The organism is Asanoa sp. WMMD1127 (assembly GCF_029626225.1).
GTDB lineage: Bacteria > Actinomycetota > Actinomycetes > Mycobacteriales > Micromonosporaceae > Asanoa.
This window is the reverse complement of the sequence record NZ_JARUBP010000001.1, coordinates 6,908,723-6,920,019: the sequence shown is the minus strand read 5'-3', so window position 1 is coordinate 6,920,019 and position 11,297 is coordinate 6,908,723. Positions and strand designations below refer to the sequence as shown.

The 11,297-nt window shown below is 72.9% G+C and carries 12 protein-coding genes; 9 read left to right on the top strand and 3 right to left on the bottom strand.

Features of this window, described 5'->3' with window-relative positions; genetic code table 11:
- Positions 1-193: 193 nt before the first annotated feature.
- The 7 genes from O7635_RS33025 to O7635_RS32995 all read left to right on the top strand — a co-directional run bounded on the left by O7635_RS33025 (position 194) and on the right by O7635_RS32995 (position 8,455).
- The gene (locus tag O7635_RS33025) at positions 194-1,516 is read left to right on the top strand and encodes a glycosyltransferase family 4 protein (protein ID WP_278084413.1); all 1,323 of its coding nucleotides are present in this window, start codon (positions 194-196) and stop codon (positions 1,514-1,516) included.
- 102 nt (positions 1,517-1,618) lie between these two features.
- A complete protein-coding gene (locus O7635_RS33020) occupies positions 1,619-3,292 on the top strand; it encodes a serine/threonine-protein kinase (protein ID WP_278084412.1) in 1,674 nt (557 codons plus the stop codon).
- A complete protein-coding gene (locus tag O7635_RS33015) occupies positions 3,292-3,867 on the top strand; it encodes a hypothetical protein (protein ID WP_278084411.1) in 576 nt (191 codons plus the stop codon). The genes O7635_RS33020 and O7635_RS33015 overlap by 1 nt, the downstream gene beginning before the upstream one ends.
- 10 nt (positions 3,868-3,877) lie before the next feature.
- Positions 3,878-6,394: a DUF4062 domain-containing protein gene (locus O7635_RS33010; protein WP_278084410.1), complete on the top strand. Its 2,517-nt coding sequence runs from the start codon at positions 3,878-3,880 to the stop codon at positions 6,392-6,394.
- Between the two features lie 97 nt (positions 6,395-6,491).
- Positions 6,492-7,361 (top strand): hypothetical protein, encoded by an 870-nt coding sequence (locus O7635_RS33005; RefSeq protein ID WP_278084409.1) that lies wholly within the window; start codon positions 6,492-6,494, stop codon positions 7,359-7,361.
- The gene (locus O7635_RS33000) at positions 7,358-8,062 is read left to right on the top strand and encodes a hypothetical protein (RefSeq protein WP_278084408.1); all 705 of its coding nucleotides are present in this window, start codon (positions 7,358-7,360) and stop codon (positions 8,060-8,062) included. Before O7635_RS33005 ends, O7635_RS33000 begins: the two co-directional genes overlap by 4 nt.
- 63 nt (positions 8,063-8,125) lie before the next feature.
- Positions 8,126-8,455 (top strand): ankyrin repeat domain-containing protein, encoded by a 330-nt coding sequence (locus O7635_RS32995; protein WP_278084407.1) that lies wholly within the window; start codon positions 8,126-8,128, stop codon positions 8,453-8,455.
- An 11-nt stretch (positions 8,456-8,466) separates the two neighbouring features.
- Here O7635_RS32995 and O7635_RS32990 read toward each other — a convergent pair whose 3' ends face one another.
- Positions 8,467-8,928 (bottom strand): SRPBCC domain-containing protein, encoded by a 462-nt coding sequence (locus O7635_RS32990; RefSeq protein ID WP_278084406.1) that lies wholly within the window; start codon positions 8,926-8,928, stop codon positions 8,467-8,469.
- A 64-nt stretch (positions 8,929-8,992) separates the two neighbouring features.
- Here O7635_RS32990 and O7635_RS32985 point away from each other — a divergent pair, with 64 nt between their 5' ends.
- Together O7635_RS32985 and O7635_RS32980 are read left to right on the top strand one after the other, a co-directional pair.
- Positions 8,993-9,676: a hypothetical protein gene (locus tag O7635_RS32985; protein ID WP_278084405.1), complete on the top strand. Its 684-nt coding sequence runs from the start codon at positions 8,993-8,995 to the stop codon at positions 9,674-9,676.
- A 10-nt stretch (positions 9,677-9,686) separates the two neighbouring features.
- Entirely contained in the window at positions 9,687-10,571 is an 885-nt protein-coding gene (locus tag O7635_RS32980; protein WP_278084404.1) for an FAD-dependent oxidoreductase, read from the top strand.
- On the opposite strand, the gene O7635_RS32975 is transcribed toward O7635_RS32980, so the two are convergent.
- On the bottom strand, positions 10,562-10,828 hold the full coding sequence (locus tag O7635_RS32975) for a hypothetical protein (RefSeq protein WP_278084403.1): 267 nt from the start codon (positions 10,826-10,828) through the stop codon (positions 10,562-10,564). The genes O7635_RS32980 and O7635_RS32975 overlap by 10 nt on opposite strands.
- Positions 10,829-10,857: 29 nt before the next feature.
- A complete protein-coding gene (locus tag O7635_RS32970) occupies positions 10,858-11,271 on the bottom strand; it encodes a hypothetical protein (protein WP_278084402.1) in 414 nt (137 codons plus the stop codon).
- Between the last annotated feature and the right edge of the window lie 26 nt (positions 11,272-11,297).

Below are 11,297 nucleotides of genomic sequence, written 5' to 3'. Positions count from 1 at the left end.
ACCGGCGGCCTCACCCGGACACACGGGACCGCCATCTTTCCGCATGCCACGCCGGTAACAGACATATTTCGCGGCATTGAGGTGTATTTGCACTCGATTGCCCTAGGCTCCAGATCGACCCACTTGGCGCGCCGGCACCCCGCTCGGGTGCCTATTGCCGTATGTCCAGGGTTTACCGCGAGGGGGCCGGGCCATGAAAAGCACCGCCGACGTTCTCCACGACGAACCGCTCACGGGTTCGGGCATCAGGCGCGTTCTGATGCTGTCGTGGGAGTACCCGCCGGTGGTGGTCGGCGGCCTCGGCCGGCACGTGCACTCGCTGGCCACCTCGCTGGCCGCGGCCGGCCACGAGGTCACCGTGGTCACCCGGCACGCGGCCGGCGCGCCCCTCGAGGAATACCAGGAGGGCGTACGGATCGTCCGCGCCCCCGAGGACCCGCCGAACTTCCCACTGGCCACCCCGTCGCTGCTGGCCTGGACGATGGCGTTCAACCACACGCTGACCCGGGCGGCCCTGCGGGCGGCCGAGAGCGGCGAGTACGACGTCATCCACGCCCATGACTGGCTGGTCACCCACACCGCCGTGACGCTCAAGGAGCACCTCGACCTGCCCCTGGTGGCCACCATCCACGCCACCGAGGCCGGCCGGCACCAGGGCTGGCTGCCCGACGAGATGAACCGCTGCATCCACAGCGTGGAGTGGTGGCTGGCCCGCGAGGCGTGCAAGATCCTCGTCTGCTCGTCCTACATGAAGTGGGAGGTCTCCCGCCTCCTCGAGCTGCCGGCCGAGCGGGTCGAGGTGATCCCCAACGGGGTCAACGACCGGGTCTGGCGGGCCGGGCCGCGGGCGGTCGCCACCGCGCGCAAGCAGTTCGCCGGCGAGGGGCCGCTGGTCGGCTTCGCCGGGCGCCTGGTCTACGAGAAGGGCGTCCAGCACATCATCCGGGCCGTGCCCCGGCTCGCCGCCGACCACCCGGGCCTGCGCGTCGTGATCGCCGGCGACGGGCCGTTCCGCGGCGAGCTCGAGTCCGAGACGCACCGGCTCGGCATCCCCGACAAGGTCAGCTTCGTCGGCTTCCAGAGCGAGGCCACGCTCCCGGCCCTGCTGGCGGCCACCGACACCACCGTGGTGCCCAGCCTCTACGAGCCGTTCGGCATGGTCGCGCTCGAGGCCGCGGCGGCCGGCGCGCCGCTGGCCGTGGCGGCCACCGGCGGGCTCGCCGAGATCGTCGAGCCCGGCGTCACCGGCGTGACCTTCCCGCACAGCGACCCCGACGCGCTGGCCGGCGCCGTCGACTCGCTGCTCGGCGACTCCCGCTTCGCGCGCAAGGTGGCCAAGAAGGCGCGGACGATGGTGGCCAAGCGCTACGGCTGGTCCACGATCGCCGAGCGCACCGCCGACGCGTACGGCAAGGCGATCCGCGAGTCGCCCGCGTTCCTCACCCAGGAGGCGGCCGCCCGCATGGCGTACGGGCAGCCGAAGCTCGTCGTCCCGGCGGGCAACCTGCTCGCGTAGCGGGCCGGTCCCGTCCGCGGGACAATCACTCCATCGACCGGGGCTTCATCAACTCGGTTCCGGTCACTATGGTGGAGGCGCGGACCAACAGGGATCGGACGGTTGCAGCGGACACTGATCGCCGAGCGTTACCGGCTGCTCGAACCCGTGGGCAGCGGGGGGATGGGCCGTGTCTGGCTGGCCCGCGACGAGATGCTCCACCGCGACGTCGCCGTCAAAGAGGTCCAACCACCTGAGTGGATGAGTGCGCAGGAGCGCGCCGAGCTCTCCGAACGCACCCTGCGGGAGGCGCGCACGGCGGCCCGGCTCAGCCATCCCAACGTCGTGCAGATCTTCGACGTGGTCTACGCCGAGGGCAGCCCGTGGATCGTCATGGAATACGTGCGGTCCCGCTCGCTGCACCAGGTGATCGAGAGCGAGGGCCCGCTGCCGCCCCGCCGGGTGGCCGAGATCGGGCTCAACATCCTCGACGCCCTGTGCGCCGCCCACGCCAAGGGCGTGCTGCACCGCGACGTCAAGCCGCACAACGTGCTGATCAGCGAGGACGGCCGGGTCGTGCTCACCGACTTCGGCCTGGCCACGTTCGACGGCGACAGCGCGGTCACCCGGGCCGGCATGGTGATGGGCTCGCCGCAATACGTCGCGCCGGAGCGGGCCAGCGACGGCACCTCGACCGCCGAGGCCGACATGTGGTCGCTCGGCGCCACCCTCTACGCGGCCGTCGAGGGGCGTTCCCCGTTCTACCGGCGCACCACGCTGGCCACGCTCACCGCGCTGGCCACCAGCCCGCCCGACCCGGCGAAGCTGGCCGGGCCGCTGCGGCCGGTGCTGGTCGGCCTGTTGCGCAAGGATCCCCGGCAGCGCCTGTCGGCCGACGAGGTCGACCGCCTGCTGCGCCGGGTGCTCGACCCGAGCGTCAAGCCGCGGCCCCGGCGGCTGCCCCGGCCGCGCCGGCCCGACGGCGCCGTCACCGACCAGGTCGACCCGTCGGCCGCGCCGACCGTGGCGCTGGACCCGGACGGGCGGCCCCGTGCGGCCGCCTGGCGTGCCCGCGGGACGACCATCGGGCTCGGCGACGGCCGGTCCGGGCGGCGGCGCGTCGCGGTGATCAGCGCCGGCGCCGTCGTGGCCGTGCTGCTGGCCGGCACGGCGTGGGCGCTCAACCGCTCCGACGACAACGAGACGGCGGCCGGACCCGGTCCGTCGGCGTCGGCCGGCAAGGCGTTGAGCGGCATCGGCGGGGGCCTGCTGCCCTGCCAGCGGCCCACCGACGCCGTGACCGACACCGTCGGAGAGGCGACGACTCCGCCGGGGGAACTGTTCGACCCTCTGCCCGGCTTCACCTGGTACACCGCCCCCGCCGGTTACCGGCTCATGGCGCCGCTCGGCTGGCGCGTCTACACGGAGACCGGCGGCACCACCTGCCTCTACGACCGGACGATGACCAAGCTGCTCAGCGTCGAGGAGCTGCCGGCGCCGGTCAAGGACCCGGTCGCCTACTGGACCGGCATCGCACGGGAGCAGCAGCGCGCCGGCGTGCTGACCGGCTACACCGGCGCCTCGGTGAGCAGCACCGACGCGCTGGCCGACGGCGGCGCCGAGTGGCAGTTCGACTTCACCCCCGCCGGCGCGCCGCCGCAACGGGTGCTCCGTGTCCTCTACAACGCCGGCGGCCGGGCCTACGTGATCACCTGGACCTGCCAGGTCCTCGACTGGAACGCCGGCCAGCTCGCGACCATCCGCATGGGCTTCCGGCCGCCGGCGGCGGGCGACTGATGCTCTTCGAGCAGCGGCTCCGCGACGGCATCAGCGACGGCACGATCACGGCCGCCCTGCGCCGCTGGCGCCGCCCCCAGGTGGTCGCCGGCGGTCACTACCGCACGGGCCAGGGCATGGTCGAGATGCTCGCCGTCGAGCCGGTCAGCCCGTCCCGGCTGCGGGCCGCCGACGCCCGCGCGGCGGGCTTCCCGACGCTGGCGGCGCTGCTGGCCGACGTGCCGGCCGGCGAGGGCCAGCTCTACCTGCTGCGCTTCCGGCGCCTCGACACCCCCGACCCGCGCAGCGTGCTGGCCGCCGACGCCGACCTCGACGCCGCCGCCCGGGCCGCCATCGCCGCCCGGCTGGACCGCCTCGACCGGGCCAGCCCGCGCGGGCCGTGGACGGCGACCACGCTGGGGCTGATCAAGGACAACCCGGGCGTACGGGCGCCGGACCTCGCCGCGTCGGTCGGCCGGGACACGCCGTCATTCAAGATCGACGTGCGGAAGCTGAAGGGGCTCGGGCTGACCGAGAGCCTGCCGGTCGGCTACCGATTGTCGGCTCGCGGCCAGGCGTACCTCGAATCCGGATAGATTCACAGGGGTGGCGGGGGCACATCCCATCAGAACGCCCGACGACCGGCTCCGGGTCTACGTCAGCTCCACGCTCGACGAGCTGGCCGCCGAGCGCGCGGCGGTCACGGACGCGGTGCGGGGACTGCGGCTGATCCCGGTGCTCGCCGAGAGCGCCGCCCGCCCCCACCCGCCGCGCGACATCTACCGCGCCTACCTGGCCGAGAGCCAGGTGTTCGTCGGCGTCTACTGGCAGGGCTACGGCGACGAGGTCGCCGACGAGTTCGCGCTCGCGAGCGAGCTGCCCAAGCTCGTCTACGTCAGGGAGCCCGGGCCGGACCGGGACGTCCGGCTGTCGGCGATGCTGGACCGGATCCGGCAGGACGCGCGCGTCTCCTACCGGGTGTTCGGCGCCGCCGGCGAGCTGCGCGGCATGGTCCGCGACGACATCGCGCTGCTGCTCAGCGAGCGGTTCGGCGGCCCGGCGGACGGGCGCGAGCCGGACCCGCACCTGGCGGCCGTGCCGGCGCCGGCCAGCCCGATCCTCGGCCGCGACGCGGAGGTGCGGCAACTGCGGCAGCTGCTCACCGGCCCGGACGTGCGCCTCGTGACCCTGACCGGGCCGGGCGGGGTGGGCAAGACCCGGCTCGCCACCGAGCTGGCCGGGATGCTCGGCGGCGCCTATCCCGACGGGGTCCGGTTCGTCGAGCTGTCGACGGTCACGACCCCGGACCTGGTCGGCTCGGCCGTGGCTGCGCAGTTGGGCCTGCACACCACGGCGAGCCGGCCGCCGATCGACGACGTGGCGGCGTACCTGCGCGACCGGCGGCTGCTGCTGGTGATCGACAACTTCGAGCAGGTGGCCGAGGCCGCGCCGGTGATCAGCGACCTGCTCTCCGCCGCACCCGGCGTCACGGCGTTGGTGACCAGCCGGGCATCCCTGCGGCTGACCGGCGAGCACACGGTCGAGGTGCCGCCGCTGCTCCTGCCGGAAGCCGGCAGCGACTACAGCGACGCGCGTACCGGCGCGGTCCGGCTCTTCGCCGACCGGGCCCGGGCCGCCAAACGCGACTTCGCGCTGACGCCGGAGAACACCCAGGCGGTGATCGAGATCTGCCGCCGGCTGGACGGCCTGCCCCTGGCCATCGAGCTGGCGGCGGCCAAGGTCCGCGTGCTGCCCCCGCCCGCCCTGTTGCAGCGGCTGCGCAAGGGCGTCGGCGGGCTCAGCGGCGGGGCCCGGGACCTGCCGGTGCGGCAGCGCACGCTGCACAACACCATCGCCTGGAGCCACGACCTGCTGAACCCCGACGAGCAGCGGCTGTTCTGCCACCTCGGCGTGTTCGCCGGTGGTTTCGACCTCGACGCGGTCGAGGCGGTCTACGGGCCCGACGCCGTCGACACGCTCGACGGCCTGGTCGAGAGCAGCCTGGTCAAGCAGGAGACCGGGGACGGCGAGCCGCGGTTCAGGATGCTCGACAGCATCCGCGAGTACGCGCTGGACAGGCTGCGCGACAGCGGCCGCTGGCACGAGGCGCACGAGGCGAACGCGCGCTTCTTCCTGAGGCTGGCCGAACGGCTCGAGCCGCAGCTGGGCATCGAGCCGTCGGCCCTCACGCGGCTGGAGACCGAGCACGACAACCTGAACGCGACGATGATCTGGTTCATCGACGAGCGCGAGTGGTGGAACGCGATCCGCCTCGGCTGGGCGATCTGGGTGTTCTGGTGGCTGCACGGCCATGTCGAGGAGAGCGCCCGCTACATGGATCAGATCGCCGACGAGGCCACCGGCCTGTCCGCGGAGGGGACCGCGTTCCTGGCGATCGGCACCGGCGCCACCGCGTTCGTGAGCGGCGATCTGGGCCGGGCCCAGGCCGACCTGATGCGGGCCCAGGAGCTGCTGCGTCAGATCGGCGACGACGGTGACCGGGCGCTCGCGACCGGGATCCTGGGCACGATCGCGATGCGCCACGGCCAGTACGACCGGGCTCGCGAGCTGCTGGAGAAGTCGCGGCAACTCGGCGTCGCGACGGGACGGGACTGGGTGCGCTCCCTCTACTACAGCCGGATGGGGATCATCTCGCTGAGCGAGGGCGACACGGACACGGCGGCCCGGATCTTCCGGGAAGGGCTGGAGACCGCCCGGCGCTCCCACGATCGGCTCGGCACCGTGGCCGACCTCTACAGCCTGGCCGTCACGGCGGTCGTCACGGGGGACCGCGACGCGGCCGAGACGTACCTGCGCGACGGCGCCACGCAGTCGGCCGAGGCGGGCGACCGGGGCAGCGTGGCGTTCTGCCTGGACGCCCTCGCCGACATCTGCGCGCAACGGGGGCAGGCGGCGCGGGCGGTGCGGATGACAGCCGCGGCGCGGCGGTTGCGCAGCGCTTCCGCAACGATCTGGCTGCGGGCCTACGTGCCGGAGTGGCCGGTGGGTCACGCCGGGTTGCCGGCGCTGCGGGCGGAGCTCGGCGAGGCGGCGTTCGCGGCCGCGTGGGCGCGGGGGAGCGCGGACGACGTGGCGTCGGCGCTGTCGTTCGCCACGGCTTGATGCCGACAAAACGGACTAAACACCGAGGCGCGAACGGCTGTCCTTATCGCGGGTTACGGTGGCCTTGAAGACGGGCGCCTCGGGGGGAGGATGCGTCATGTCTCCTGTGGACAGTCACGCGCTGACGAGCACCGAGACCGAACAGGTCCGGACGCGCGTACGCCTGCTGATCGAGCTCACCTCCCGGACCAACGAGTACCGGCGCGGCCTGTCCGCGGCGGCCCGCCGGCTCAGCCCGGAGGAGGCCGCGGTCATCGTCGACCTGGAGAAGCACGGCATGCAGGTGCCGCAGCTGCACGACGTGCTGTGCGGCGGCCACGTGCTGGTCGACAACCCGGACCTCTACGAGAACTGGCGGCACGCCAAGGGCGCCCGCGAGCGGATCTCCAGCCACCACAAGCAGATCGACAAGAAGAAGTGGCCCGACATCGGCATGCGCGGCTCCGTGGTTCGCGAGAAGTTGCACGGCCGCACCGCGCAGGGCACCTGGGTGCAGCTGGAGAAGACACCGGCCGCGTTCGGCAAGAAGAAGCTGCCGAGCGTCGACGACCTGCGCCACCTGGTCGACTACTTCACCTACAAGATCACGCGGTCGAACGTGGGCCCGTGGGGCCTGTCGCGCAAGACCGAGCGGCGGCCCATGTACCTGTCACCCGACGTGGCGATGCCGCAGAGCGTGCCACCGGCGGTCGCGGCGGCCCTGACGAGCGCCCTGCACCAGCTGGAGGAGGGCGACGACGTCACCTCGGCGTCGTCCGACCTCGCCGCCCTGTTCCCGCCGCCGGAGCGGGCCGACCCGGCCGACGAGCTGGGCCGCGCGATGGCCAACGGCTCCGGCCGCGGGCTGTTCGGGAACTCCAACGTCTGGGTCTCGGAAACGACGTCCGGTACGGCAGCCGCGATCCGCGGCCGAGATCGCGGGCAGCGCGGACCGTCGTCGCTGCTCGCGGAGATGGGGTTGTCGTGACGACAGCACAAGTCCCTGGTGGCCTGGTCTCGTCGGTCGTCGACCTGGTCGACACGGGCCCGGTCCTGCTCGGCGCCTACACGTCGGCGGAACTGACCGCCGTGGACGCCGTGGTCGACTTCCTGGAAGCCCGCCCGTCGGACGAGGTCCTCGCCGAGGCGGTGCGGTCGCTGGCCGCCCGCGAGCTGCTGGTGGCCAGCGACGGCGACGAGCAACTCCAGGTCCGCGGCGACCTGGGCATCGCGGTCGCCTTCCAGCAGCGCGCCCGCACGGTCCTGGACGCCCGCGTCGCCGGCACGACGCCGGGCGAGCCGTGGCGAATGCTGATGCTGCCGCAACCGGAGCCGGTGACGATGCTGGTCCGCATCGACGCGCTCGGCGTGCACGACCTGGGCCTGTTCAAGGCCGACGACGCCCTGGACCAGCTGGTCGAGTGGCTGCCGCGCGGCGACTACGAGAAGGGCGGCGAGGCCGCGGACGTGGTGGCGGCAAGCTCCCGGTCGGCCCTGGTCACGGTCGTCCACTACACGTCGGAAGGCTCGGCCGAAACAGCCGGCGACACGGACGACCTGGTCCTGGCCCGCCGGGGCGGCGACCTCTACGCCTTCGGCCGCGACGAACTGGACCACGGCCACCTGGTCCCGCGCCGCCTGGACGACAACAAGGTCGACGACACCATCCGCGCCATGCTCGCGCCCTGACATCCGCTGGTCGCCGCTACCTCGTGGGACACTGGTTGTCTTCTATGGAGGTGAACGACCCCGGTGGCACTGACGGCGGCACACGAAGCGGTCGAAGAGGGCGACGTCAGAACGCTGCTCGAGCTTCTTCGTTCCGGGGTGAACATCCACGAGGAGGATCACGGCTACACGTTGCTCCACGCCTCCGTCGACGCGGAGATTTCGAAGCATGTGCACGGCGGCCTGCCGTTGCACGTCGACACGACGGCGTTGCTCCTGGCCATGGGCGCCGACCCCGTGCGGCGGTCGTCGGGCGGCGCCGGCGTCTCCGCGGAGCACCAGGCGTTCGTCGAGGGTCATTGGCTGGCGCTCGTGTTGTTCGAGGCGTGGAAGAAGGATCGAGGCGTCGCCTGAGCCAGCCGATGTCAGGGCTGCGCTTCGACCAGGTGGGCGAGGTTGCTCAGGGCCATCCGGGTGCCGAGCTCGTTGTCCGCGGCCGGGATGGTGTCCGGGAGGCCTTCGTGGACGACCAGGACGTCCGTGCCGCCTTCCGACTCCGTCAGTGTCGTCGTCATGGTCATCGTGCCGGCCAGGTCGGGGGAGTCCGACTCGAACTCGAACTCCTCGACCACCTGCTCGTTGTCGACCAGGCGCAGGAAGCGCCCGTGGTAGGTGTCGGTCGCGCCCGCGGTCTTGCCGGCGCGGGTCGGGTTCCGGTAGCTCAGTGAGACCCGGAACCGGCCCCCCTCGCGGGGCTCGAACTCGTGCACCTCGGCCGTCATGTCGTCCGGGACCCGCCAGCTCGCGATCGCGGTCGGGTCGAGGAGGGCGCGGTAGACCGCGGCCGGTGGGGCGGCGATGTGGTGCAGGACCCGCGTCGTCTGCATGACCACTTACGGTAGTCGTGCTGGCCGCGGTAAACCGAATCGCCGTCTCGCGCGTCGAATCGGTATGAGCCGATCTTTCGTTCCCGTGCTGGCCCTGCTCGCCGCCCTGGGCGTCGCCGCGTGCGAGCCCGCCGCCGCTCCGCCGGCGAGCTCACCGGTGGCGAACCAGACCAGCGCGGCGCCGGCCGCGACCCGCACCGGGGCCGCGCCGACGAAGCCGGCGGGCACCTCGGCCGGACGCTTCCGCGTCACCTACGGCTGGGCGGTCCCGTCCAACCCGGCCAAGATCAAGCATGTCGTGCAGCTGCGCGAACCCCCGGACCCGGCGCTCGCCTTCCTGGTCCGGGTCGAGGTCGGCGACCATCCCGGCGCCGACCCGCCGTACACCCGGATGACCTTCGCCTTCGACCATGCCTGGCCGACCTACGAGATCGCCTACCAGCGCGACCTCACCAAGGACGGCAGCGGCGACCCCGTCCCGTTGCCCGGCAACAGCGTCCTGCGGATCACGTTCACCGACGCGCAGGCGCACGACGGCAACGGCAAGCAGACACAGCGGCCCGGCACCAGCCTTGGCTATCCGACCCTGAAGGGGTACGGCTTCGCCGGCGACTTCGAAGGTCAGGTCACCTACGGCCTGGGCATCCAGGCGAAGCCCGACAGCGACCAGGCCCTGCCGATCCGGGTCGGTGAGCTGATCCGGGCCGACGGCACGTACGTCGTGGCGGTCGACGTCCGCCGGGCGTGATGATGGCGGGGTGGACGTCGTCGTGGTGGGTGCCGGGATCATCGGGTTGACCTCGGCCGTCGCGCTCCAGCAGCGGGGGGCCGAGGTCGCGGTCGTGGCGGCCGACGAGCCCGCCGACACGGTCTCGGCCGTCGCCGCCGCGGTCTGGTACCCGACCCGCGTCGACGCCGACCCTCGCGTCCTCGCCTGGGGCGCCCGCACCTTCGAGGTCTTCCGGGCCGAGGCCGCCGCCGGCACACCGGGCGTCACCATGCGACCGACCCGGATGATCATCCGACACGACCCGCGCACAGAACCGTGGTGGGCGCCGGCCGTCGACGACTTCACCGTCGACGAGGGGGAGTGGCGGTTCACCGTCCCCGCCGTCGAGATGGTGCCCTACCTGACGCACCTCTTCGACCGCTTCCGGGCCGCCGGCGGCACCTTCCGGAAGCAACGGATCGACCGGATCCCGCACGGCCTCACCGTCAACGCGACCGGCCTCGGCGCCGCCCACCTCACCGGCGACGCCGACCTCTATCCCATCCGCGGCCAGGTCGTCGTCGTCGACAACCCGGGCCTGACCACCTCGATCCGCGACGAGGACCACCCGCTCGGCCCGGTCTACATCCACCCCCGCAGCCGCGACGTCGTCCTCGGCGGCACCTTCGAGGTCGGCGACACCGACCGCTCGGTCAGGCCGGAGACCGCGGCCGCCATCCTCCGCCGCACGACCGAGGTGGAGCCACGCCTGCGCGACGCGGCGATCCGCGAGCACCTCGTCGGCCTGCGACCGGCCCGGCACGGCGGCCCGCGGGTCGAGCGGGAAGGCGACACCATCCACGCGTACGGGCACAGCGGCGCCGGCATGACCCTCTGCTGGGGCACCGCCGAGGACGTGGCGCGTCAGGCCTGACCGCGGACGATCGCCACCGCGAGCCGGCACAGCTCGTCCATGTCGGGCTCGAAGCCCGCCGCGATGTCCGGATGCAGGCCGGCCTTCGTCTCGTCGAGCAGCCGCCGGGCGACGACCTCGAACGGCTCGCCCCGGTAGGAGGCGCGGACCCGTTCCGTGGCGGCCTTGAGCGCCGACGTGAGCTGCTCCTCCAACGGCCCGCGGAGCTTGCGCTGCACCGGATCCTGCGGATCGATCGAGACGTGCGGTTCGGCCATGCCGCAAGGATTCCCGCGCCCCAGAGCCGTCAAACGCCGAGTGCGGCGACCCTCACCAGGTACGACGGCTCGTCCGCCGCCTCCTCCCGGTAGCTCAGCGCGCGGATCTGCCGCTCGTCGGTGAAGAGCGTGACGTCGGCCAGCACGCCGAGGTGGGTGCCGGTCAGCCGGCCGCGCTTGTCGCTGAGCACGTCGGCCACGCCGGCCAGGAACCGCGGCGCGGAACCCACGTGCTGCTCGGGCCCGCGGACCACCACCTCGAGGACGACCGGTGACCGTAACGGCGTCCAGCCGCTGCGCTGCGCCGCCGCCAACGCCGCCAGCAGCAGCGCGCGCACGCGTTCGGCCTGGCGATGGCCGGCGGACAGGATCGACAGGGTCTCGGTCTTCTGCGGCGGCAGACCGGGCACCTCGAACGCGACCGACAAAGTGGTGTCCTGCACGGCATGACCTCCGCGGGTCGGGCGGG

Bases quoted from the DNA above. Each gene is read 5' to 3' on its own strand.
- O7635_RS32990 (WP_278084406.1), bottom strand. From the start codon at position 8,928: ATGCAGACGACGCGGGTCCTGCACCACATCGCCGCCCCACCGGCCGCG.
- O7635_RS33015 (WP_278084411.1), top strand. From the start codon at position 3,292: ATGCTCTTCGAGCAGCGGCTCCGCGACGGCATCAGCGACGGCACGATC.
- O7635_RS33005 (WP_278084409.1), top strand. From the start codon at position 6,492: ATGTCTCCTGTGGACAGTCACGCGCTGACGAGCACCGAGACCGAACAG.
- O7635_RS32985 (WP_278084405.1), top strand. From the start codon at position 8,993: ATGAGCCGATCTTTCGTTCCCGTGCTGGCCCTGCTCGCCGCCCTGGGC.
- O7635_RS33025 (WP_278084413.1), top strand. From the start codon at position 194: ATGAAAAGCACCGCCGACGTTCTCCACGACGAACCGCTCACGGGTTCG.
- O7635_RS32975 (WP_278084403.1), bottom strand. From the start codon at position 10,828: ATGGCCGAACCGCACGTCTCGATCGATCCGCAGGATCCGGTGCAGCGC.